General features: G+C 50.4%; 16 protein-coding genes. 4 read left to right on the top strand and 12 right to left on the bottom strand.

Features of this window, described 5'->3' with window-relative positions:
• Nucleotides 1-46: 46 nt before the first annotated feature.
• The 7 genes from kefC to CWS43_RS01650 all read right to left on the bottom strand — a co-directional run bounded on the left by kefC (nucleotide 47) and on the right by CWS43_RS01650 (nucleotide 12259).
• The gene (kefC, locus tag CWS43_RS01685; RefSeq protein ID WP_101075130.1) at nucleotides 47-1897 is read right to left on the bottom strand and encodes a glutathione-regulated potassium-efflux system protein KefC; all 1851 of its coding nucleotides are present in this window, start codon (nucleotides 1895-1897) and stop codon (nucleotides 47-49) included.
• Complete coding sequence (gene kefF, locus CWS43_RS01680; protein WP_101075129.1) at nucleotides 1890-2444, bottom strand: glutathione-regulated potassium-efflux system oxidoreductase KefF; 555 nt, start codon at nucleotides 2442-2444, stop codon at nucleotides 1890-1892. The genes kefC and kefF overlap by 8 nt, the downstream gene beginning before the upstream one ends.
• A 249-nt stretch (nucleotides 2445-2693) precedes the next feature.
• Entirely contained in the window at nucleotides 2694-5918 is a 3225-nt protein-coding gene (gene carB, locus CWS43_RS01670; RefSeq protein ID WP_101075127.1) for a carbamoyl-phosphate synthase large subunit, read from the bottom strand.
• A gap of 18 nt (nucleotides 5919-5936) precedes the next feature.
• Nucleotides 5937-7109 (bottom strand): glutamine-hydrolyzing carbamoyl-phosphate synthase small subunit, encoded by a 1173-nt coding sequence (gene carA, locus CWS43_RS01665; protein WP_101075126.1) that lies wholly within the window; start codon nucleotides 7107-7109, stop codon nucleotides 5937-5939.
• A 476-nt stretch (nucleotides 7110-7585) separates the two neighbouring features.
• The gene (gene dapB / locus CWS43_RS01660) at nucleotides 7586-8407 is read right to left on the bottom strand and encodes a 4-hydroxy-tetrahydrodipicolinate reductase (RefSeq protein WP_101075125.1); all 822 of its coding nucleotides are present in this window, start codon (nucleotides 8405-8407) and stop codon (nucleotides 7586-7588) included.
• A 274-nt stretch (nucleotides 8408-8681) separates the two neighbouring features.
• Entirely contained in the window at nucleotides 8682-10115 is a 1434-nt protein-coding gene (locus tag CWS43_RS01655) for an HlyD family type I secretion periplasmic adaptor subunit (RefSeq protein ID WP_101075124.1), read from the bottom strand.
• Nucleotides 10112-12259, bottom strand: a complete 2148-nt coding sequence (locus CWS43_RS01650) for a type I secretion system permease/ATPase (protein ID WP_304528640.1) — start codon at nucleotides 12257-12259, stop codon at nucleotides 10112-10114. The genes CWS43_RS01655 and CWS43_RS01650 overlap by 4 nt, the downstream gene beginning before the upstream one ends.
• 275 nt (nucleotides 12260-12534) lie before the next feature.
• Between CWS43_RS01650 and CWS43_RS01645 the strand changes: the two genes are divergently transcribed.
• The 4 genes from CWS43_RS01645 to CWS43_RS01630 all read left to right on the top strand — a co-directional run bounded on the left by CWS43_RS01645 (nucleotide 12535) and on the right by CWS43_RS01630 (nucleotide 19843).
• On the top strand, nucleotides 12535-13113 hold the full coding sequence (locus tag CWS43_RS01645) for a hypothetical protein (RefSeq protein ID WP_101075123.1): 579 nt from the start codon (nucleotides 12535-12537) through the stop codon (nucleotides 13111-13113).
• A gap of 38 nt (nucleotides 13114-13151) precedes the next feature.
• Nucleotides 13152-17318 carry a calcium-binding protein gene (locus CWS43_RS27720; protein ID WP_198555753.1) on the top strand — a complete coding sequence of 1389 codons (4167 nt, stop codon included), beginning with the start codon at nucleotides 13152-13154 and terminating at the stop codon, nucleotides 17316-17318.
• Between the two features lie 341 nt (nucleotides 17319-17659).
• The gene (locus CWS43_RS01635) at nucleotides 17660-18805 is read left to right on the top strand and encodes a porin (RefSeq protein ID WP_101075121.1); all 1146 of its coding nucleotides are present in this window, start codon (nucleotides 17660-17662) and stop codon (nucleotides 18803-18805) included.
• Between the two features lie 162 nt (nucleotides 18806-18967).
• Nucleotides 18968-19843 carry an SMP-30/gluconolactonase/LRE family protein gene (locus CWS43_RS01630; RefSeq protein WP_101075120.1) on the top strand — a complete coding sequence of 292 codons (876 nt, stop codon included), beginning with the start codon at nucleotides 18968-18970 and terminating at the stop codon, nucleotides 19841-19843.
• A 67-nt stretch (nucleotides 19844-19910) separates the two neighbouring features.
• On the opposite strand, the gene ispH is transcribed toward CWS43_RS01630, so the two are convergent.
• The 5 genes from ispH to ribF form a co-directional block, all read right to left on the bottom strand.
• The gene (gene ispH, locus CWS43_RS01625; protein ID WP_101075119.1) at nucleotides 19911-20864 is read right to left on the bottom strand and encodes a 4-hydroxy-3-methylbut-2-enyl diphosphate reductase; all 954 of its coding nucleotides are present in this window, start codon (nucleotides 20862-20864) and stop codon (nucleotides 19911-19913) included.
• Nucleotides 20845-21315 (bottom strand): FKBP-type peptidyl-prolyl cis-trans isomerase, encoded by a 471-nt coding sequence (fkpB, locus tag CWS43_RS01620; protein WP_101075769.1) that lies wholly within the window; start codon nucleotides 21313-21315, stop codon nucleotides 20845-20847. Before fkpB ends, ispH begins: the two co-directional genes overlap by 20 nt.
• Nucleotides 21316-21320: 5 nt before the next feature.
• Nucleotides 21321-21827, bottom strand: coding sequence for a signal peptidase II (gene lspA, locus CWS43_RS01615; protein ID WP_101075118.1), 507 nt, complete (start codon nucleotides 21825-21827; stop codon nucleotides 21321-21323).
• Nucleotides 21827-24643 carry an isoleucine--tRNA ligase gene (ileS, locus tag CWS43_RS01610; protein WP_101075117.1) on the bottom strand — a complete coding sequence of 939 codons (2817 nt, stop codon included), beginning with the start codon at nucleotides 24641-24643 and terminating at the stop codon, nucleotides 21827-21829. Before ileS ends, lspA begins: the two co-directional genes overlap by 1 nt.
• Before the next feature lie 62 nt (nucleotides 24644-24705).
• The gene (gene ribF / locus CWS43_RS01605; protein ID WP_101075116.1) at nucleotides 24706-25644 is read right to left on the bottom strand and encodes a bifunctional riboflavin kinase/FAD synthetase; all 939 of its coding nucleotides are present in this window, start codon (nucleotides 25642-25644) and stop codon (nucleotides 24706-24708) included.
• Between the last annotated feature and the right edge of the window lie 145 nt (nucleotides 25645-25789).

The raw sequence follows: 25789 nt of genomic DNA, 5'->3' as shown, positions 1-25789 counted from the left end.
AGAAAAACCGGTGCATCTGGCACCGGTTTTCTATTTATTCCTAAGTTTATCCCTTCGCTTCTATCACATCCTTTTCCGGCGCTTTACCGTCAATACTCCCACGCCAGCCTGAGTGAACTGATGACAGACGCTCCTGATCCTGCTCAATGGCTGAACTCAGCATATCTCTCGCACGTTGCATACTGGCGATCCGGAACTCGGTATCTTCGTAATTCTCGATCGTGGCTTCCAGCATTTTGAGGTTATAGCGGCGGAACAGATCGGCCTTCTCTCGGGCTTCGTAGGCATCCAGCCCGAGCGCTTCAAGCACATCGCGGCCAACGCGCAGAGAGCCTTCGAACAGTTCACGCTCAGGCGCTTCCACGCCTAACTGGCGCAACTGATACCAGTGATCGACATCGCGGGCACGGGCGATAACTTTCAGATGAGGGAAATGTTCTTTCGCCAGCGCCGTCAGCTGGAGATTAGCGTCGACATCGTCGATGGCATTAATCAGCACTTTGGCCTGCGCTGCGCCTGCAGATTCGAGTAAATCCACGCGGGTCGCGTCACCGTAAAACACTTTGGTGCCGAATTTTCGCAGCGTTTCGATATGATCCGGATCGTGGTCCAGAACGACGGTATGAACATTATTGGCCAGCAGCAAACGACCGGCAATCTGACCAAAACGACCAAACCCGGCGATAATGACCTGTGCATTTTCTTCGTCAATGGTATCCTGCGGACGGTCATCTTTCGGCGCATTGCGCTCCATGCGGTTCGCAATCACCAGCAGCAGCGGCGTTACAGCCATTGAAAGCGCAACGGCAAGCGTCAGCGCTTTCGACCATTCGTCAGGCATCACGCCAGCCATTTTCGCAGCACTGAAAATCACGAAGGCGAATTCACTGCCCTGCCCGATTAAGATCGCAAAAAGACCACGCTGTTTTTTCGGTACACCCAGCCACGGTGCAATCAGCCACAACATCGCCGCCTTGAGCGCCATAAAGCCCACCAGCAACGTAGCGATTAGCAACGGCTGATGCACCAGCGTTCCGAAGTCGATAGACATCCCGACGCCGATAAAGAACAGCCCCAACAGCAAACCTTTAAACGGCTGAATATCGCTTTCCAGCGCGTGGCGATACTCAGAGCTCGCCAGCAATACGCCCGCCAGAAACGCGCCCATCGCCATCGACATGCCGGCCATTTCCAGCAGGATGCCGAAGCCGAATACCAGGAAAAGCGCGACGGCGCTGAACACTTCACGCATGCCGGAACGGGCCACAAAATGCAGCAAAGGCCGCGTGACATAACGCCCGAGCAGCACGACCAGCACCAGCGCACCGGCCACTTTTGCCGCCGACAGGCCGAAGCTCATCAGCGTAGTGGCTTCGCCCGTGCTGGCGAGGAGCGGGATCATCGCCACCAGCGGGATCGCGGCAATATCCTGGAACAGCAGCACGGCAAACGCACTGCGGCCGATCGGTGACGGCGTCAGGCTGCGTTCACTCATCGCCTGCATGGCGATCGCAGTGGAAGACAGCGCCAGCGTCAGGCCGATCAGCAGCGCAATTTTCCAGTCCAGCCCGAGGAAATAGCAAAACGCGCTGAGCACGATGCCGCAACCGGCCATCTGAATACTGCCGCCGCCAAAAACGGAGGCTCGCATTGTCCATAAGCGTTTCGGGTCCAGTTCAAGACCTATCACAAACAGCATCAGCACCACGCCGATTTCCGCAAACGTCAGAATCGACTCGGCGTCAGAAACCAGTTTCAATCCCCACGGCCCGATAATGCAGCCTGCGATCAGATAGCCCAGTACAGAACCCAGCCCGAGGCGGACGGCAATCGGCACAAAGAGCGCCGCGGAGCCAAGATAAATCAGCCCCTCAATCATCAGGTTATGGTTATCCATGATTCACCTCCGGCGGGCAGCCTTCTTTCAAACTCAGGCAGGCCGTCAGGCGCCGGCGGTATTCCTCACCGGCTGCTTTCAGCGCCACTTCGTCGCAAATGAACGTGTTATGCACCGCAAAATACGGCAGCCAGTGCATGCCGCAGTAAACGGCCGTCGCCTGCAACGGCTGCGCCAGCACATCGAAATTCGGGTGATCGCCCAGCTCGAAGTGGTGCTCATTGCCGCCGGTGGTCACTGCCCACAGGCAATGTTTTCCATTAAGCGCATTGCCTTCGTGGCCGTATGCCCAGCCGTGTTCCAGCACTTTATCTATCCACAATTTCATCAGCGGTGGCAGGCTGTACCACTGGACCGGATGTTGAAATACCACCAGATCGGCGCGTTCAACCGCTTTCTGCTCAGCATCGACATCAATGTTGAAATCGGGGTAGAGGTCATACAGCGAACGGATTTCCACGTTCGGTAAGTCTTTTACTGCTGACAGCAGTCCCTGATTAGCCCGCGAATGGCGCGGATAAGGATGGGCGTAAATTATTAATATCATGCAGGTCTCTTGTCTTATTTCATTTACTTCAGCATACGCAATTTTTAGCTTTCTGGAAAAAAGCCCATACGTTATACCCAAATAATTCGGTTCGCAGGAAGGCGGCAAGTGATGGAATCCCGATGAGCTTACTCAGGTAAGTGATTCGGGTGACTGAATGCAGCCAACGCATCTGCGAAATGAAGTATGACGGGTATAAAAGACAAAAGGCGCAGCTTTCGCCACGCCTTTTGCCAACCAATTATGCCATTAGCCTTTGATTTTCGCGTGCATTTCCTGCACCGACGTCACCTGCTCTGTCGGGTCAGAAGACAGCGCCATCGCCGTGGCGAAACCACCGTTCAGCGTGGTGTCGTAATGCACTTTATATTGCAGCGCACTGCGGCGGATCAGCTTGGAGTCTTCAATCGCCTGACGGCCAGCCGTGGTGTTGACGATGTAAACATACTCACCGTTTTTAATACGGTCCTGAATGTGCGGACGACCTTCATGCACCTTGTTGACCAGGCGAGGGTTAATCCCGGCTTCGCCCAGCACAACGGCAGTCCCGTGCGTCGCGTCCAGCTCGAAGCCGCGTTTCAGCAGTTTCGCGGCCAAATCCACGACGCGGCCTTTGTCGCCTTCACGCACTGACAACAGCGCGCGACCGCCTTTCTTCATGCCGGAGTTGCTGCCCAGCTGCGCTTTCGCGAATGCTTCTGCGAAGGTGCGGCCAACGCCCATGACTTCACCGGTTGAACGCATTTCCGGCCCGAGAATCGGGTCAACGCCAGGGAATTTGTTGAACGGCAGCACCACTTCTTTGACGGAGTAGTAAGGCGGGATCACTTCTTTGGTCACGCCCTGCTGCGCCAGCGTCTGGCCGGCCATAACGCGGGCCGCCACTTTCGCCAGTGCCACACCGGTCGCTTTGGACACGAATGGTACGGTACGTGCGGCGCGCGGGTTAACTTCAATCAGGTAGACTTCGTTGTTTTTCACCGCGAACTGGACGTTCATCAGGCCGCGAACGCTCAGCTCGAAGGCCAGTTTCTCGACCTGCTGACGCATCACATCCTGAATTTCCTGGCTCAGCGTGTAACAAGGCAGGGAACATGCGGAGTCACCGGAGTGAACGCCCGCCTGTTCGATGTGTTCCATGATGCCGCCAATCAGCACGCGTTCGCCGTCGCAGATTGCGTCAACGTCCACTTCGATTGCGTCATCCAGGAAGCGATCCAGCAGCACGGGTGCGTCGTTGGACACGCTGACGGCATTCTGGAAGTAACGGCGCAGGTCGATTTCGTCATAAACGATTTCCATCGCGCGGCCGCCAAGAACATACGACGGACGAACCACCAGCGGATAACCGATACCGGCTGCTTTTTCGACAGCCTGTTCGATGGTTGCTACCGTGGCGTTAGCCGGTTGTTTCAGGCCCAGACGGTTAACCGCCTGCTGGAAACGTTCACGGTCTTCAGCGCGGTCAATGGCATCCGGGCTGGTGCCGATAATCGGTACGCCAGCGGCCTCCAGCTCACGCGCCAGTTTCAGCGGAGTCTGGCCGCCGTACTGCACGATGACGCCTTTCGGCTGCTCGATGCGCACGATTTCCAGCACGTCTTCCAGCGTGACGGATTCGAAGTACAGACGGTCAGAGGTATCGTAGTCGGTAGAAACTGTTTCAGGGTTACAGTTGACCATGATGGTTTCGTAACCGTCTTCACGCAGCGCCAGTGAAGCGTGTACGCAGCAGTAGTCGAACTCAATGCCCTGACCGATACGGTTCGGACCACCGCCCAACACCATGATTTTTGGCTTGTCGTTGGTCGGGTTAGATTCGCACTCTTCTTCGTACGTGGAGTACATGTACGCCGTGTCAGTCGAGAATTCCGCCGCACAGGTATCCACACGTTTGTAAACCGGATGCAGATTGTATTTGTGGCGCAGTTTGCGCACTTCGCTTTCGGATACACCGACCAGCTTAGCCAGGCGCAGGTCAGCAAAGCCTTTGCGTTTGAGCATGCGCAGGTAGTCATGGGTCAGGATGTTGAAACCGCCTTCGGCAACTTCATTTTCCAGTTTCACCAGCTCTTCAATCTGCACCAGGAACCAGCGGTCGACGTTGGTCAGATTAAAGATACCGTCAACGGACATCCCGGCGCGGAAGGCGTCAGCGATGTACCAGATACGCTCCGCGCCCGCTTCTTTCAGCTCGCGGCGGATTTTCGTCAGCGCTTCCGGGTCATCCAGGTTCACTTTCGGGTCGAAGCCGCTTGCGCCAACTTCCAGACCGCGCAAGGCTTTTTGCAGAGATTCCTGCTGGGTGCGGCCAATCGCCATCACTTCGCCGACGGATTTCATCTGCGTGGTCAGACGGTCGTTTGCACCGGCAAATTTCTCGAAGTTGAAGCGGGGAATTTTCGTCACAACGTAGTCGATAGACGGTTCGAACGACGCAGGCGTTTTGCCGCCAGTGATGTCGTTCATCAGTTCATCGAGGGTGTAACCCACCGCCAGTTTCGCAGCGACTTTTGCAATCGGGAAGCCGGTTGCTTTAGATGCCAGTGCTGATGAACGGGAAACGCGCGGGTTCATTTCGATAACAATCAGGCGACCATTTTTCGGGTTCACCGAGAACTGGACGTTTGAACCGCCGGTTTCTACGCCGATTTCACGCAGTACTGCCATCGAGGCGTTACGCATGATTTGGTATTCTTTATCGGTCAGGGTCTGCGCGGGCGCAACGGTGATGGAGTCACCGGTGTGGATGCCCATCGCATCGAAGTTTTCGATTGAACAGACGATGATGCAGTTGTCGTTTTTGTCACGCACCACTTCCATCTCGTACTCTTTCCAGCCAATCAGCGACTCATCAATCAGCAGCTCTTTGGTTGGGGAAAGATCCAGACCGCGTTCGCAAATCTCTTCAAACTCTTCACGGTTGTACGCGATACCGCCACCGGTGCCGCCCATGGTGAATGAAGGACGAATGATGCACGGGAAACCGACGTCAGCCGCGATCACCAGCGCTTCTTCCATGGTATGCGCAATGCCTGAACGTGCGGTATCAAGGCCGATTTTCTTCATCGCGATATCGAAACGGCGACGGTCTTCGGCTTTATCAATGGCGTCTGCGGTCGCGCCAATCATGGTCACGCCGAATTCTGCCAGCACGCCCTGACGTTCCAGTTCCAGTGCACAGTTCAGTGCAGTCTGGCCACCCATGGTAGGCAGCACAGCGTCCGGACGTTCTTTCTCAATAATCTTGCGCACAACTTCCCAGTGAATCGGCTCGATGTATGTCGCATCGGCCATTTCCGGGTCAGTCATAATCGTTGCCGGGTTAGAGTTCACCAGAATGACACGGTAACCCTCTTCACGCAGCGCTTTACACGCCTGTGCGCCGGAGTAGTCAAACTCACACGCCTGGCCGATGACAATCGGGCCTGCGCCCAGAATCAGGATGCTTTTTATGTCTGTACGTTTTGGCATTTTTTATTCGCTCCTGATTTATTTGCTTATAAGAGTGGCGTTGTTGTTATGAGAAGCGCGGTAAGCGTTAATCAGTTCGATGAAATGGTCGAACAATGGCGCCGCATCGTGCGGGCCCGGGCTGGCTTCAGGGTGTCCCTGGAAGCTGAACGCCGCTTTATCGGTGCGGTGAATGCCCTGAACGGTGTGGTCAAACAGCGATTTGTGCGTCACGCGCAGATTCGCTGGCAGATTATTTTCATCTACCGCAAAGCCGTGGTTCTGCGCCGTAATCATCACCACGTTGTTATCGATATCTTTAACCGGGTGGTTACCGCCGTGGTGGCCGAGTTTCATTTTCAGCGTTTTCGCGCCGCTTGCCAGCGCCAGTAACTGATGGCCGAGACAGATGCCGAACACCGGAATGTCGGTTTCGAGGAAAGTTTTAATCGCGGCGATGGCGTAATCGCAAGGCTCCGGGTCGCCCGGGCCGTTGGACAGGAAGATGCCGTCCGGATTGAGTTTCAGCACGTCGGCAGCCGGAGTTTGCGCCGGAACCACCGTCAGGCGGCAACCGCGATCCACCAGCATGCGCAGGATGTTGCGTTTCGCGCCGTAGTCATAAGCCACAACGTGGAACGGTAATTCTTCATTTTTCTTCGCTTCAGGCAACTCACCTTCCAGCGTCCAGCTACCTTGCTGCCAGCTGTAGGATTCCGCGGTGGTGACTTCTTTTGCCAGATCCATTCCTTTCAGCCCCGGGAATGCTTTGGCTTTTTGCAGCGCCAGCTGAGCATCCGGTGAATCGCCCGCGATGATGCAGCCATTTTGCGCACCTTTTTCACGAAGCAGGCGGGTCAGTTTACGGGTATCAATATCGGCGATGGCCACGATGTTATGGCGCTTAAGGTAATCAGAGAGGTTTTCTTCACTGCGGTAGTTGCTGGCAATCAGAGGTAAATCGCGAATGACCAGACCTTGAGCGTGTACTGCGGAGGATTCTTCATCAGCGGCATTGGTGCCGACATTACCGATATGGGGATAAGTGAGAGTGACAATTTGGCGCGAATAGGAAGGATCAGTGAGGATTTCTTGATAACCGGTCATCGACGTATTGAAGACCACTTCCCCCACTGCCGACCCTTCTGCCCCGATGGCCCGACCGTGGAATTGGGTTCCGTCTTCCAGAACCAATAGCGCTGACTTTATCAAAGCATCCTCCAAGAATAATAAATCACAATATCTGCATATTAATTCAGATAACGAGATCTAAATCAATGCAAAAATCGCTCCCGAAGCCAATTTTTGGCAAACGGCGGCATTTTAGAGAGGGCGATGAGGTTTGTCCACCAAAAGCACCATTATTTCTCTGTTTTTTGCACAACTCAGCGAAAAGGCCTTCTTACCGCCATAAAAACATAGCCTAAGTCAGTATAGTAACCGTTTGCGGAGAGTGATGTCTGAAAATTGGTGATGTAAACGAGGTTATCGCAAGTCGCAGAAGGTGTCGTGTTCAAAAAACACACAGGTAACGGAAAATTTAGGCACGAAACTCATAAAAATGAGAGCTACAGAAAAAAATTAAATAAAGATGAGTATTTATAAATAAAAAGAGAAGGGCAATCAAGGAACTGCCCTTTTATCAAAAGATTATGACCAAAACAACCACATCACATCTAAATCAAATTCTACAAATCATCTAATCCAAGCACATCCCGCATGTCATAAAGACCACTTTTATGCGCAGAAAGCCATTTTGCTGCACGAACCGCACCATTTGCGAAAGTCATACGGCTGGAAGCCTTGTGCGTAATCTCTACGCGCTCACCAATATCTGCAAACATTGCAGTATGCTCACCCACAATGTCCCCGGCGCGAATTGTCGCAAAACCAATGCTTTTGGGATCACGTTCGCCGGTATATCCCTCACGGGCATACACTGCACATTCTTTCAGATCACGACCCAATGCGTCGGCAATTGCCTCGCCCATCGCCAGTGCGGTACCTGATGGTGCATCAACTTTATGACGGTGATGCGCTTCTACAATCTCAATATCCGTGTAGTCGCCCATCACTTTCGCCGCTTTTTCCAGCAACTTGAGCACGACGTTCACGCCCACACTGAAGTTCGCGGCAAAAACCACAGGAATACTTTCTGAAGCTTGCTTAATTGTGGCCTTACCGGCGTCGTCGAAGCCCGTAGTGCCAATAATCATACCTTTATGGTGTTTCTGGCAAAAAGCCAGATGCGCCAGCGTGCCTTCAGGGCGGGTGAAGTCGATAAGAATATCGAAGTCATTGACCACAGCATCCAGGTCGGCATGCACTTTAATGCCTAAAGTTCCTGTGCCTGCCAGTTCGCCCGCATCGGCGCCGACTAATGAAGAACCCAAACGTTCCAGCGCTGCGCCTAACACCACGCCTTCGGCATCAGATACGGCCTGAATCAGCTGCCGGCCCATACGACCGCCTGCGCCAACGATAGCCATGCGAATATCAGCGTTACTCATAATTACTACTCTCTTCTTATAGTCGTTCTGCCGTGAAACAGAATCAGGTTATCGACCCTGCGATCCAGGAGCCAGAGAAATTGCCTCATAATTAGAAAATTATGATATAGGTCCGTTAACATCAGTAAAAGCCATCTGATTTCAGGTTACGTAATCTAGGATTTTGTGTTAAACGGTTCGTAAAATTGGAACTCGGGCATGCTAAACAGGCTTTTAAACAGCAATCATGCCGAACTGCATAAGCATTCACCTTTATGCATATCTGCATCTGATACTAACGTTCTTTAAAGCTTTCATCGACTTTTGTTTGAAGCGGGCTGAGAAGATAATCAATCACCTGACGCTTACCCGTTTTGATTTCAGCGCTAACGTTCATCCCGGCAACGAGATTGATGCGCTTGCCTTCAATGATCAGATAATTTTTATCCAGCACAATATTCGCGTTAAACACCAGCCCCAATTTCTCATGTTCGATGGCATCAAAACTCACGCTCGTAACTTTCCCGGTAATATAGCCGTAACGGGTATAAGGAAAAGATTCAATTTTGACAACAACATCCTGCCCTGCACTGACAAAACCGATATCTTTATTGGCAACCATCGATTCCACCTCGATTTTATCGTCGAGGGGAACGATAGTCATGATGGGCTGCGCTTCAGATACCACGCCACCGACCGTATGGAAGCTTAGCTGCTGTATCGTCCCATCAACCGGGGCTTTCAATGTCATAAACTGCTGGCGCTGCAGTGCTTTTTCCATCTGACCTTTTAACTGCGGGATCTGTTCGTTCGCCTGGCGGAGAGCGTCTAGAATATCCCTCATAAATGTTTGTTTATTCTGCAACCTTTCCTGTTCAGCCTGATGAATACTTTCCTTAATCTGCTGAGCCTGATTATTTAAACTTCTTAAGTCTTGTTCATTTTGAATAGTTTTACTGTCTTGCTCATAGTATTCATGCTGCGAGAGATATTTTTTCTCAAGCAGTGCCTGATAATCTTTCGATCGCTGTTTTTCTATTTTCCGGATCTGCTCAAGTTTATAAACCTGATCCTGATTAGAACGTAGCTCGGCCTGATGCTGGTTTAAAATTGCCTGGAGTTTCTCATCCTCAGCTGACCATGCCTGATACTGATTTATTGCTAATGATTGTGCAGCAGACACTTCCTCCTGACTCAACCCTATTTGTTCCGCTTTAACCCTGTTGATTTCTACTCTGCCCTCTTTTTCAAAAGAGCCAATGATGGCTTCATTGCGCAGTTTTGCCAGTTGTGAAGCTTCTAATGCCCGATGCGTTTGTTCAGAATCGCTGTCAGCCCCGAGGCCATTAAGTTGCATGAGCGTCTGTCCGGCGTGAACATAATCCCCATTTTCAACATAGATGTTTTTAATCACCGACGTTTCCAGTGCCTGAATTTGCTTACTTCGCCCGCTGAGGATCGTTTTGCCTTGTGTCACAGCAACAATGTCGATATTCCCTAACACTGCCCATAGAAAGGCAATCACGGTGAACAACATAATCAGACGGGCAATGTATTTCGGCGCGACTGAAACAGGCGTCTCGGTGATTTCGAGATTCGCAGGGAGAAATACTCTTTCATCCCCCTCGCGTTTAGGCGGGTCTAGTTTCTCACGGATATTCCAGACTTCTTTCCAGATATGATAATACTTTCTGAGAAGCTCTGCTGATGCGGGTAACCAGATATTCATAATGACTGAAGCTCATGTAAATAACGATAATAACCATTTTCTATTTTCAGGAGTTCGTCATGGCTGCCCTGCTCAATGATTTCTCCTTTATCCATCGCAATAATTCTTTGTGCAAACCTGACAGTAGAAAGACGATGAGCAATAATCAGTACGGTACGCTCACGGCAAATTAATTGCATATTCTGCATAATTGCGCGCTCTGATTCATAATCCAGAGCACTCGTAGCCTCATCCAAAATAAGGATTTTAGGATCCCCCACTAAAGCCCGCGCGATAGCAATCCGCTGCCGCTGTCCGCCAGAAAGACCGGAACCCTGCTCCCCGACAACCGTGTCATAACCCTCGGCCAGTTCCATAATAAAGTCATGTGCTCCGGCCAGTTTTGCAGCAGCCATTATTTGTTCAAGTGGCATTCCCGGCTCAGACAGCGCGATGTTTTCCCGCACGGTGCGATTAAGTAAAATATTGTCCTGCAAAACCACGCCAATCTGGCGTCGCAGCCATGCCGGGTCAGCAAGCTCTATGTCGTTGCCATCGACGAGAACCCGCCCCCGACCAGGGGTATACAAGCGTTGCACCAGTTTAGTTACGGTACTTTTCCCGGAACCAGACCGACCAACAATACCGACAACCTCAGCCGCGTTAATACTCAGGGTCAAATCATGCAAGACTTCGGAACCATCCGGCCTGTAGCGGAATGTCACCTGCTCAAAATCGATTTGACCTTTAATCTCAGGTAAAACAGCGCGACTCCCGGACAACTCTGTGGGGGTATTCAATATATCGCCAAGGCGTGCAACCGAGATCCCAACCTGCTGAAAATCCTGCCATAACTGCGCGAGGCGAATGACAGGCGCCGCGACCTGTCCGGAGAGCATATTAAAAGCAATCAGCTGACCAACGGTTAAGTCACCATCAATGACTAAACGTGCCCCCAGCCAGAGTATTGCGAGCATCACCAGTTTCTGAATCAGCTGAACGCCTTGCTGCCCGATGGTAGCAAGGCGGGTAACCCGCAATCCTGCATGCACATAAGAGGCAAGGAGTTGATCCCAGTTGCGGATCATCTGGGGCTCAACGGCCATTGATTTTATCGTACCTACGGAGGTGACAGACTCCACCAGGAAAGACTGACTGTCAGCGTTACGGGCAAATTTCTCGTTCAGACGCGCCCGTAAAACCGGGCTGACAGAGGCTGACCAGATTGCGTAACAAGGCAAGGACGCCAGAACGACCAACGTTAACCAACTGCTGTAAAACCACATGACAATCAGGAAGATGAACGAAAAAAAGAGATCCATAACCGAGGTCAGCGCCTGCCCGGTAAGGAAAGTCCGAATTTGTTCCAGTTCCCTTACACGCGCAATTGTGTCCCCCACACGACGTTTTTCGAACCAGGCCAAAGGAAGGGAAAACAGATGACGAAACAAACGGGCGCCCAGCTCAACATCTATCCGGCTGGTGGTATGAGCGAAAATATACGTGCGCAATCCGCCAAGCATCACTTCAAAAATAATGACGATAAACAGAGCAGCGGCAACGACATCGAGCGTACTAAAACTGCGATGGACTAATACCTTATCCATTACTACCTGGAAGAATAACGGTGTGATCAATGCGAAAAACTGGATAACGGCAGAGGCAGCCACCACTTCGAGCAGAATTTTTCGATACTTAATAACGGCCGGGATAAACCAGGTGAAATCAAACTTAGCCAGGTTCCCCAGAACCGAAGCGCGGGAGGCCACAAGCATCAGTTTGCCGGAATAGCGTGACTCAAAAACGTCTTTATCCAGTACGACTGGCCTGCCGAGGGCAATATCCTGAACCAAATACTTGTCGTTATCGATTCTCGCTAAAATAAAATGCGAACCATCTTCACGCCAAACCATGGCAGGAAGACTGACTAAGTGAAGCCTGTCTATTTTCTTGCTGACTAACTTTGATTTTAAACCTAAAAATCTTGCAGCCAGAAGCCACTGTGTTGAATTAAGTGAGTCATTGTTATCACTGAACTGATGCCTGATATCTTCAGGGTTTACCGCAATTCCATGATAACGGGCCAGGATAAGAAGGCCGGAGAGAGAAAAATCCCCCGGTTGTTTTTTAACATCATCACTCACGTTGCCTAATATATCAATCACGTTATTTCCATTTTTATTGTTATAAAAAAAATATTATTAAACGGGTAATAAAATTATCTTATGAGGCATTCATCCTGTCCGTCAATCTGTTATTTCCGGAGGATTGATATATACAAACAATCAATAAATTAAGCCACATGTATATTTATTAATTATTTTAATAGATATGAATCACCTGCTTATTATTTCAAAAAATTTCAACGATGAATTATATTGATTTTAAATTTTAATGCCGATAAGTTTTAGACTGAATTTAATTACAAAAGGATTTTTAAATGTTGTCTTTAACGAAAGTAAATGCTCTATTGTGCATTGCATTATTTTTTAATCCCTATGCGTTAGCAGAGCCTGTCAGTTCAGCAGTTAATGGAATTCAGGGAGAAGGACAGAAAGATATCATAGTCCCGAGTAAGGAATCATTAAAAAATGAGACTACTGTTTCTTCATCTCAAAACGAAATAGCAACCACACCTCTACCTATCAGCCCAACTAAAGAATTAAAGCTCACTCAGATAATTATAGATACTGACGCGCCGGGTGATTATATCTTTGGCATTTACCCCAATAACAATAAAAGTAACAGTAGAATTGATGAAGATAAATTTTTACGACCAAACGGGAATATTACAATTTATGACATACGAAATGACAAGCTAATTGCAGAGGTAAATTTAAATCGTGAGAATAAAAACTTATTTAGTGGCCGAATGATGAACACGCCCGGGGTTTTGTTTATAATACCATTGAAATCAAAATCCCAATATCTAATAACTCCTAATATAAATGTTGAATCAAATGATAAAATTAATACAACTTACAGCTTTTCAATTCACAGGAAAGTTTTTGTTAAATAAAACTCGGAGAATAAAAAATGACTAGGCATATTACTATAATGAACGACTCTGAAATATTAGATGGAGTTGGATTTATTCATACATGGATAAAATTAGAAGATCCATCCTCCGGTCTTGAATATTTCAGTTTCTCCAATAGCACGACAAGTAGCCTCGCAGGCCTAGATGCCGAAGGGCACATGACAGATGATTTAATGGAAAACCGAGTTCCGACCTCTCAAATAATCATAGAGGTCACAGATAAACAATATAGTGATATTATTAAGAATGCTCTAGCTTTTGAAAATGGCAAACATAACTATGACATTTTCCCAGACAACGAAGGCGATTTCAACTGCACAACTGCCGCAGGCTATGTTCTTTCCCAATCCGGAATTCACTATCTGGATGGTCTGCAAAACCCATATGCGGTCAGCAATCGTATTGACAATACGGATAGACTACCAAACTCCAATATTATGGATCCCAGTAAAACACCTAAAAGTGATCCTATATTTTCCCTCGAGACAGCTCTTGATATAAAAGATGAAATAGATAACATTAAAAATTATGGTTCCGATAAAATAATCGAACTTGCGGGGCAACTCTCTTCATATATTCCAACATTGAAACCAGAATTAGATAAAATAAACGACAATAAAAATAGCGCTATTGACTACTTTAATGCGTTGCTTAATGCTGCTGATGAACTCGAAAAAAATGGGGCGGGTACCCTCCTTGCTAAGCTTGGCCGGGACATTTATGACTACATCAAACGCAAAAAATATAATCTGCAAAATGCACTTGAAGAAACGAATAAATTTGTTCACGACAATCCACACCTAACCCCAGACATGCTTCCGTTCGCTGCGGCAGGGTTCTTCTTAGGAAAATTGTTTGGACCAAGCTTGTCAGATGCTGAACGTACTACATCCCCAATTATCCTGGATCTCGACGGCGACGGTGTTGAAACCATCAGCTTATCCGATGGTGTTTATTTTGACCATGACAACAATAGCTTTGCCGAAAAAACAGGTTGGGTTGGAAAAGATGATGGCTTGTTGGTTCTTGATATTAACCATGATGGTAATATAGATTCCGGCAGTGAGCTGTTTGGTAATAACACTTATCTTAAGGATGGAACGTTAGCAAAAAACGGCTATCTTGCATTACAGGAGTTAGATGATGATCATAATGGGAAAATCGACAGTGCCGATGCTATATGGCAACAACTCAATATCTGGCAGGATAAAAACAGTAACGGTAAAGTAGACACCGGGGAATTATTGTCTTTGCGTGAATTGAAAGTAGACTCTATTTCAACCAGTTATACTACATCATCAGCAGTTGACAAGAATGGAAATAGCCATAGCCAAAATGGTCATTTCATGTTCACCGAGGGGAGTACAGGCGAATCGTCAGATGTCTGGTTTGAAATGGATAGAGGTAATACTCATTATATCCCTGAAGCAGACTTATCGAGTGAAGTCCTTGCTATGCCCTATATCAGAGGATTTGGAAACATTGTAGATCTCCACGTTGCAATTGCAAAAAATACAGAACTTAAGGCCCTTGTAGATAGCTTTATTTCCAGCCCTACCAGTAGCAACATTAATACTCTCGTAGATGAGATAATCTATTCCTGGTCGGGTATTAATCATGTTGAAAATGGCTCAAGGGGAATCTATGTAGATGCTAAAAAACTGGCTGTGTTAGAAATGGCATCAGGCGAAAATTATCTCAACAAAACAAATAATACCGTTAACCCTTTAAGTCAGGCCGGTGCAGTTCTTACCGATGAGTACCAAAAATTTCATCAGTACATCCTTGCCCAGCTGCTTTACCAAACAATCTACAAAGAAGAATTTTCACTTATTACACCCACTATCAAAAATGATCTCAGTGGTTTTTCACTTAATTTCAATACGTTCAATAGCTTCCTTGAGTCCATTAAGAAAAGCGATCCTTTGTATTTTATCAGCCTGACCTCGACGGCTTCCAGCCTGCTGACATATATGCCTCAATTCTATGAGGAGATAGATTTATTATCTTCATATTCCCAATTTTATATACTGAGTGACTCGACAGATGGAAGGCTTGCGGGGCATACCTATAGCGCAGACACCTATCTCTTCGCTGCCGGTCATGGCCAGGATACGATCGTTGAAACTGCAACTAAAGAGGAGCAGGCCGATACCCTGCGTTTTGCCGGAGCAAATGCTGCCAGCGCACGCTTCAGCAAAGAAGGAAACGACCTGATCGTTCAGGCTTATGGTGCCGAAGATGCCGTCACCCTCATCGGTTATTTTAGCTATACCAGCAACCGTTTCCTCCACTTCGCCTTTGATGACAAAACCCTCGGCACTGCCGACCTTGAGGCCATGCTGATGGTGGTGAACGGGACAGAGGGCAATGACTCCCTCAACGGCTGGTATGCGGGCGATATGCTCACCGGCGGTGAGGGTAACGATAACCTCTACGGGAACGCAGGCCACGATATCCTTGACGGCGGTGCGGGCAATGACCGCCTGAACGGCGGCGCCTACGAATCTGACACCTACCTTTTCGCCGCCGGGCATGGCCAGGATACGATCTCTGAAACTGCGGATAAAGAGGAACAGGCCGATACCCTGCGCTTCGCCGGGGCCCGCGCCGCTGAGGCCCGCTTCAGCAAACAGGGGAACGACCTGATTATTCAGGCTTACGGCGACGATGATACCGTCACCATTCCCGACTATTTCAACTATGCCAGTCACCGTTTCCTCCGCTTTGCCTTTGAGGACAAAACCCTCAGCATCGCCGACCTTGAAGCCATGCTGATGGTGGTGAACGGTACGGCAGGCAATGACTCCCTCAACGGCTGGTATACCGCGGATATCCTGACCGGCGGTGCCGGTAACGACACTCTTTATGGCAACGCGGGCAACGATATCCTCGACGGCGGTGCGGGCAATGACTTCCTGAATGGTGGCACCAATGAGTCTGATACCTATCTCTTCGCCGCCGGTCACGGGAAGGATTCCGTCATTGATTCTGCCACGAAGAACGAACAGGCAGATACCCTGCGCTTCGCCGGGGCCCGCGTCGCTGAGGCACGTTTCAGCAAGCAGGGCAGCAATCTGATTATTCAGGCTTACGGCGACGACGATGCCGTCACCCTTCCCGACTATTTCAACTATGCCAGTCACCGTCTCCTCCGCTTTGCCTTTGAGGACAAAACCCTCGGCGTCGCCGACCTTGAAGCCAAGCTCATGGTGGTGAACGGTACGGCAGGCAATGACTATCTTAACGGCTGGTATGCGGCAGATATCCTGACCGGTGGCGCAGGCAATGACACCCTGAACGGCAACGCAGGCAGCGATATCCTTGACGGCGGCGCGGGCAATGACACCCTGAACGGTGGCACCAATGAGTCTGATACCTATCTCTTCGCCGCCGGTCACGGGAAGGATTCCGTCATTGATTCTGCCACGAAGGACGAACAGGCAGATACCCTGCGCTTCGCCGGGGCCCGCGCCGCTGAGGCACGTTTCAGCAAGCAGGGCAGCAATCTGATTATTCAGGCTTACGGCGACGACGATGCCGTCACCCTTCCCGACTATTTCAACTATGCCAGTCACCGTCTCCTCCGCTTTGCCTTTGAGGACAAAACCCTCGGCGTCGCCGACCTTGAAACCATGCTGATGGTGGTGAACGGGACAGAGGGCAATGACTCCCTCAACGGCTGGTATACTGCGGATATCCTGACCGGCGGCGCCGGTCGCGACACTCTTTATGGCAACGCGGGCAGCGATATCCTCGACGGCGGCACGGGTAATGACACCCTGAATGGTGGGTCAGGCTCAGATACCTATCTTTTTGCAAAAGGGCATGGGCAGGATGTGGTATATGACTCTCTCAGTACGGCAGGTGAAAGCGATACCCTACTTTTCACCGACGCCCAAACACATGACCTCTGGTTTTCGAAGACAAACAAAAATTTACTGATCTGCGAGATCGGGTCAGCTGACTCAGTGACTCTCGAAAACTGGTTCAATGGTGCAAATTATCAAAATAAAAAAATCATGCTTGATGATGGTCAGTATCTTGAAAGTACCCAGGTACAGCTTCTCGTGGAAGCAATGGCGGTGTTTTCTGCCGGGCAAGATGTATCGGCAATGCAGCCCGAGCAGATGAAAGAAAATATGCACCTGATTAACAGCTCGGATTATTGGTCACACGTTTGAAAAACTGCCCTGAGGATAAACACTCAGGGTCTCGTCCTCTTTCCCCTTATCCCCCTGTGCCGAAAAACGCCGCAAATCCTCCTTTTCTTAGATTTTAAACATTAAATTTTTATTATATGTGGCGAAATAATATTGATAAAATCAATGATTGTGATAATAAATAGCCACCTAATTTTAACTATCTAAATTTGATTTAAGGATAGCTAAGATGGGTAGCCTGGCACCATAAGGCGCGTCTTCACCCTTACCAGACAGTCATGAGTGAGGGGAAATATTAAAAAATACGCTGCCAATTTTGTTGCTGATTTATTCGGATCAGTATATTGGCACAGGGACATAACATGAAATTCAAACTTAACAAAGTCACGCAAGTGGCGACCGCTGGCCTGCTGTTTGGTCTGGCATCTTTTGCTTCACACGCAGAAATCACACTGATTAAACAAGACCCACAGCCTAACGATCCGCTGAGCCGTCTGCAATTCCAGGTTGGCGGGAGTATTCGTCCGCAGTTCCAGTTCCAGAATGGCGTTAAAAACTACAAAACCAACGGTTTTGACGGTGGTACACGTTTCCGTTTCTCAACTGATTATTATCTGTTTGATGATATCAGCTGGATTAACTACTACGAGCTGGGTGTTAACATTCCTGCGCTGACTGGCTGGGATAATCACTACCAGAAAGGTGCACGTAACACGAGCCGTCGTATGCTGTACACCGGTCTGAAAAGCAAAACCTACGGTCAGCTGACTTTCGGCCAGCAGAACAGCGTTTATTATGATGTTGTTGGCGCGAAAACTGATATCTGGGACTACGACATGGTTGCTCAAGCACCAGGCAACGGTGTTAACGGTGACTACGATGGTTCTTACCGCTCCCGTCAGATGCTTAAATATAAAAATACCTTCGGCAACGCCGATGTATATGCTTCTTATCTGTTCGCAGACAGTGAGCTGCTGACCGGTAAAAACGGCCTGCGTTACAAACGTAAGGGTGGCGGTTCTGTGGGTGTGGATTACCACATCACCAAAGACCTGACATGGGGTACTGCGTACAACTACACCGACGCAGAAATGAGAAACCCTGGCGCGAACACATCCAAAGAATACAACCAGAGCATCATGGGTACCGCTCTGAGCTGGAAACCGGGCAACTGGACAGCATCCTTCGGTGGCGGTTACTACCACGACTTCACGATGACTGGCCAGAAAAACGTAGATCACTTCTTCGCGGGTGATGCGTACGGTCTGGAATACTTCCTGGGCTATGCATTCCCAATCAACCAGTATGCGGTGAAAACCATTCAGCCTTACTTCATGGGTGACCGTATAACCTATGTGACCGGCCGTGACTATCAGCGCATCGATAACGGTCTGGGCATTTCGTTCCAGCTGGATTACGGCTTCCGTGTTGATTACGAACATGTGTTCACATCCTCTACCGATAACCTCGGTGATATGAACCTGATCCGTCTGAGATACGATTTCTAAGTCTTAGCCACTGAACTTTTGGGGCCAGCTTTACGTCTTATTGACGGGCAGGCCCTTTCTTTTTACACCATTTGTTCTGTTACCGGAGGGCAAAGCCGGACTAGACTCAATATACCGAGTATTTCGTTGTATCCTTTTTACAGCCAGCAGGAGAGCTTTGCGATGTCAGCATTTTTCCGGTCCGACATAACAGCCATTGGCGACTATCGAGCCGAATTGGGTGAGACTCCCGTCTGGTGCCAGCGCACACAATCTTTGCTGTGGGTCGATATTCTGGCTCAGCGCGTTCTGCGCTACTGGCCCGCCAGCGGATTGACTGAAATTCATGATCTTCCGACGCTGACCAGCGGTGTGTTACTCACGCAAAAGCGAAATGTCTTTTTGCTGGTTTCTCAGGATGGCGTTCATCTCTACGATTATGAATCTCAAACCCGGCAAAAACTCTGCGATTACCCCGGGGTGGAAGGCACGCGTCCGAATGAAGCCGCTGTCGCGCCTGATGGCTCACTTTGGTTTGGCACGATGGATATTGAAGAAGAGCAGATGACCGGCGCGTGGTATCGTTTTGAGGCCGGGGCTGAAAAGCCTGAAATCATGCTCGATAACGTGGGGACAACCAATACGCTGGTCTGGCATGAAGGCAAAGTCTGGTTTGCAGACAGCCGGAAAAACCGCTTTTATTCCGCTAACGCCCGCCGCATTAATCCTTTGAAAATTTCCTGTTTCTCCTCCGGCGACAAAATCCCCGACGGTTCAGCACTGACGCAAAACGGCTGGCTTATCACTGCCTGCTGGGGCTCAAAGTGCCTGCTACGCCAGCAAATTAATCAGGGAGAATTGCTGACGCTGGACACTCTGCCGGTTCCCGTCACGCAGCCCAGCTGCTGCACCTTTGGTGGCCCGGATATGACGGAAATATTTATCACGTCGGCGCGCAAAAATCTTGATGCCCCGCACTCACTGGAAGGCGCTTTGCTGCACGCCAAAACGACGACCGTCGGCGCGCCGCAGAATTTGTTCAGGCTCGAAAATCATTAACGGGTGCCTGACAAACGACGAAAAAAAACCGGCTACATGAGCCGGTTTTTCATTTTTATGCTTTTCATCAGTCGATCTGACGTACATCCATACGCAACTCTTTCGGCACTTCGAACACGATATTTTCTTCGCGCCCTTCGATATTAATCACATCAAGCCCGCCAAAAGCCTTCAGCTTGCTGATCACATCTTGTACCAAAATATCCGGCGCTGACGCACCCGCGGTTAACCCGATGCTTTTGGCGTCTTTCAGCCAGCTTTCCTGGATATCTGCCGCAGAGTCGATCAGATAAGAAGGAACCCCCACACGCTGTGCCAGTTCTGCCAGACGGTTGGAGTTGGAAGAGTTCTTTGAGCCGACCACCAGCACGACATCCGCACCATCCGCCAGCGTACGCACGGCTTCCTGACGGTTGGTTGTCGCATAGCAAATATCGTCTTTACGCGGCCCGATAATTTTCGGGAAACGATCGCGCAGCGCATCAATCACCGCAGAAGTATCATCAACAGAAAGCGTGGTTTGTGTCATAAAGCACAGGTTATTTTCGTCTTTCACCTGCAATTTATAGACATCCTCCGGCGCCTCGACCAGATACATTCCCCCGTTCGGGTTGCTGTACTGGCCCATCGTGCCTTCCACTTCCGGGTGACCGGCATGACCAATCAGAATCGCTTCGGTGCCTTTACGGCTGGCACGTGCAACTTCCATATGCACTTTGGTCACGAGCGGACAAGTGGCGTCAAACAGCATGGTCAGGTCACGCGCTTTCGCTTCTGCGCGAACGGCCTGAGACACACCATGAGCGGAGAAAATCAGAATCGAGCCATCGGGCACTTCGCTGATTTGCTCAATAAAAACAGCGCCGCGCTGACGCAGGCTGTCAACCACATAGCGGTTATGCACCACTTCATGGCGAACGTAAATCGGCGCGCCGTAAATTTCCAGCGCGCGTTCTACGATGCTGATTGCACGGTCAACGCCCGCACAAAATCCTCGCGGATTAGCCAGCAATATCTGCATGCTTCTCCTCCCGTTGCGGATCGATTTCCAGCACTTCAATATCGAAATCGATATGCTGTCCCGCCAGCGGATGATTGAAATCTACAGTGATCGAATCTTCCGTCACCTCACGCACCACGCCCGGCATTTCGCTGCCATCACGCCCGGAAAACAGCATAATCGTGCCGACATCCGGCACGCCTGTTTCCTGGAAGTCACGGCGTGAAAAGAACTGAACCAGATCGGGGCTTTTGCCGCCAAACGCCGATTCAGGTGCAAGGGTAAATGCGCGCTTGTCGCCCACCGTCAGGCCTAACAGCTGATTTTCCAGCGCGTCAGACAAGCTGCCATCGCCAAGGCAAAACAGCGCGGGTTTGCCGTTCGCGCGGGTCGATTCTGCCGTCGAACCGTCTTCCAGTTTCAACGTAAAATGCACCAGCACGGCGCTGTCATGTTTCACCTGTTGAGACATCATACTTATCCTTTGCTCTTTTCCGCTTCTTTAGGTTTTGCCAGAAAACCTTCCAGCACGACCAGCGCTGCACCGACGCAAATAAAGCTGTCAGCCAGATTGAACGTCGCGAAATGCCAGTTGCCGACATAGAAGTCGATAAAGTCGACCACGAAACCGTGATACAGGCGGTCGAACAAATTACCTAACGCCCCGCCGATAATCATCGCAAACGCGATGTTATTGAGTTTTTGCTTCGCGGTACCACGGTACATCAGTACCACCAGCGCCACGACGATTGCCAGTGCAATCACAGCAAAGAACCAGCGCTGCCAGCCGCCTTTATCCGCCAGGAAGCTAAACGCTGCCCCGTGGTTTTGCGCATAGAACAGGTTCAAATACGGGATCAGCGGCATGGATTCGCCAAGCTGGAAGTTCCCCATGATGAGGAACTTACTGCCCAGATCCACGATGATGACCACGACCGCCAGCCAGAGCCAGCGGAGTCCGGTGGAACAGATCGATTTACTCATTATGCAAACTTACGCTCTTCGCCGTCGCCGGCAATGTTGGTCACACAGCGGCCACAGAGTTCGCTGTGTTCCGCGTTCTGGCCGACGTCAGTCGTGTAATGCCAGCAGCGCGGGCACTTGTCGCCTTCTGCTTTTGCCAGACCAATTTTCAGGCCTTTGAGCAATTCACTTGGCTGAGCGGATCCGTCAGCTTCTGACAGCGCAGCCACTTTCGCACCGGAAGTCAGCAGTACGAAGCGCAGTTCATTGCCCAGTGAGCGCAGATCGGCCGCCAGAGCGTCATCGGCATACAGCGTAACCGCCGCTTCCAGAGAACCGCCCAGACGTTTATCGGCACGCGCCTGTTCAATCACCTTGTTCACTTCGCCACGAACTTTCAGCAGCTCATCCCAGAACGCATCGTTCATGGATTCGTTACCGGTCAGGCCAAACAGACCGTCAAACCATTCTTCAGTAAAGACGAATTTCTCACGCTGGCCCGGCAATTCGGCCCAGATTTCATCCGCTGTGAAGGACATGATCGGCGCCATCCAGCGGACCAGAGCTTCGCTGATGTAATACAGCGCGGTCTGGCAGCTGCGACGTGCAACGCTGTCGCTTTTTGCGGTGTACTGGCGATCTTTAATGATATCCAGATAGAAAGAACCCATCTCGATGGAACAGAACTGCATCAGACGCTGAACCACACCGTGGAAATCATAGGCTTCATACGCGGCAATGATCTCTTCCTGTGCAGCTTTCGCGCGGCCAACGGCCCAGCGGTCCAGAACCACCATGTCTTCCGGAGCCACGCTGTGCAGCGCCGGATCGAAACCGTTAAGGTTCGCCAGCAGGAAGCGCGCGGTGTTACGGATACGACGGTAAGAATCAGCAGCGCGTTTGAGGATTTCGTCGGACACGGCGATTTCACCGGTGTAATCCGTTGACGCGACCCAAAGACGCAGGATGTCGCCACCCAGCTTGTTCATCACGTCCTGAGGCGCAATGGTGTTGCCGATGGATTTGGACATTTTGCGGCCCTGACCGTCCACGGTGAAACCGTGCGTCAGAACTTGTTTGTAAGGCGCTTTGCCTTTCATCGCTGTCGAAATCATCAGTGAAGACATGAACCAGCCGCGATGCTGGTCGGAGCCTTCCAGATACAGATCCGGGGAATGGCCGTTGAACTCAGGGCGCACATCCACAACAGAAGAATGCGTAGAACCGGAGTCGAACCACACATCCAGCGTATCCGGCACTTTGACGTAATCGGCGGCGTCCGCACCCAAAATATCTTCAGGGTTCAGATCCCACCACGCCTGAATGCCGTCAACTTCAACGCGTTTTGCGACTTCTTCCATCAGCTCAAGGCTGCGCGGATGCAGTTGCTCAGTGTCTTTGTGGACAAACAGAGACATCGGTACGCCCCAGGTACGCTGACGGGAGATACACCAGTCAGGACGGTTAGCGACCATGTTTTCAATACGCGCCTGACCCCAGTCTGGGATCCACTGAACGCCTTTGATCTCTTCCAGTGACTGCTTACGCAGGCCTTTCTGATCCATGCTGATGAACCATTGCGGCGTTGCGCGGAAGATGATTGGCGTTTTGTGACGCCAGCAGCAAGGGTAGCTGTGCGTGATTTTCTCAACGTGCAGCAATGCGCCTTTTTCACGCAGCAGTTCGACGATCAAATCATTGGCTTTAAAGACAAACTTGCCGTCCAGCGTCGGGTAAGTTCCCGGCAGATAACAACCGTTCGGGCCAACCGGGTTAGCCACTTCCAGGCCGTACTTCTGGCCGATAACAAAGTCATCAGGACCGTGGCCCGGCGCGGTATGTACAGCACCTGTACCGGCGTCGAGCGTCACGTGATCGCCCAAAATAGCCGGAACGTCGAAGCCCAGGAACGGGTGTTTAAAGCGCAGTAATTCAAGATCTGCACCTTTGCATTCGCCCAGCACAGTCCATTCTGCGATACCGGCGCGTTTCATGACGCTTTCAACCAGATCGGTTGCCAGAATCAGACACTGACCTTCCACCTGAACCAGCTGATAAGAGAATTCAGGATTCAGGGAAATTGCGCGGTTTGCAGGCATGGTCCACGGGGTGGTGGTCCAGATGACCAGAGAAATCGGGCCATTAAAGGAAGCCGCACCGAATTTCGCTGCCACAGCCGCTGCGTCAGTGGCGTTAAACGTCACATCGATAGACGGGGACGTTTTGTCGTAATACTCAACTTCCGCTTCAGCCAGTGAAGAGCCGCAATCGGTACACCAGTGAACAGGTTTCGCCCCTTTATGCAGGTGACCGTTACCGATGATTTTGCCCAGCGCACGGATGATGTTGGCTTCAGTTTTGAAGTCCATAGTCAGGTACGGGTGATCCCAGTCGCCCAGCACGCCCAGACGGATGAAATCTTTCTTCTGGCCTTCAACCTGCTCTGCGGCATATTTACGGCACGCTTCACGGAACTCAGCCGCCGTCACTTTCTCACCCGGCTTGCCGATCAGTTGTTCAACTTTCAGCTCAATCGGCAGACCATGACAATCCCAGCCCGGAACATACGGCGCGTCGAAGCCCGCAAGCCCTTTGGACTTGATAATCATATCTTTAAGAATTTTGTTTACTGAGTGACCAATATGAATGCTGCCGTTCGCATACGGAGGGCCGTCATGCAAAATAAAGGTTTTTTTGCCTTTCTTGGCAGCACGAATAATCCCGTACAGATCCTGGTCATACCAATTTTTCAGCATGTCAGGTTCACGCTTGGCCAGATCGCCACGCATCGGGAACCCTGTTTCCGGCAAATTCAGGGTGTTCTTGTAGTCACTCATAGATTCTCGGTTCCGTTTTTCGGCTGGATTCCAGGCTTTGTTACACGCCTGTCAGTACATGTTTAGCGTGGTGTCTTTAACCCAAAGAATTCCCGGGCCGTCACCTCATCGTTCGCAATTTGTTGCTTCAAAGCATCAAGCGAGGAAAAACGCTGTTCGTTGCGCAATTTCGCGCGAAGCACCACCTCAATGTGGCGCCCGTATAGATCTAATGTGGTGTCGAGAAGGTGCACTTCCAACTGCTTGCGCACACCGCCGACCGTTGGCCGTATGCCAATGTTGGCTACGCCCGGTAAAGGCTCAGGCCCGAGACCGAAAACATCCACGGCATAAACACCGCGCACAGGCGAAACCACGCGTTTCAGCGGCACGTTGGCCGTCGGGAAACCGATGGTACGCCCCAGCTTATCGCCGTGAACAACCCGGCCAGAGATGCTGAACGGGTGGCCCAGCAAATTTTCGGCCAGTGACAAATCATCGTCACGCAGCGCATTGCGTATTGCCGTGCTGCTGATTCGATTAGCACCTTCACGGAAAGTTTGCGTGCTGATCACTTCAAAACCGTATTCTTCACCGGCTTTTTGTAGCAGCTCAAAGTCCCCCAGACGGTTTGCACCAAAGCGGAAGTCATCCCCAACAGTGAGGAACCTGACACCCAGCTTCTCAACCAGTAATGCCGAGATAAATTCCTGTGCCATATGCGCCGCGAACCGGGGTTCGAAACGCACACATAGCAAGTAATCTACCCCGCACTCGGCCAGATATCTGGCTTTATCACGCAAACTGGTCAGCCGCGCCGGCGCTTTGTCGCCTGCGAACAACTCAAGCGGCTGTGGCTCAAAAATCATTACCATCACCGGCAGTCCCAGACGTTGACCTTCCAGCTTCAGCTGTTCAATCAGGGCCTGATGACCACGATGTACACCATCAAAATTGCCAATAGTCAGCACACATCCATGATGACGTGCTCGAATATTGTGTATTCCGCGAATTAGCTCCATAGCTGGCTCAAATCCAATGCTGACTCATAACGATGGAAATCGGCGGATTATACCTTGTACAGCCTCCAAGGTTAACCAGCGATTAGCAGGATCACACCATTCTCTCTTGCATACGGCAGATATTGCGGTTCAAATGGCGGCGTGG

The organism is Rahnella sp. AA (assembly GCF_002834385.1).
GTDB lineage: Bacteria > Pseudomonadota > Gammaproteobacteria > Enterobacterales > Enterobacteriaceae > Rahnella.
The sequence above is the reverse complement of the archived record's forward strand: the minus strand, read 5'-3'. Positions and strand labels throughout refer to the sequence as shown.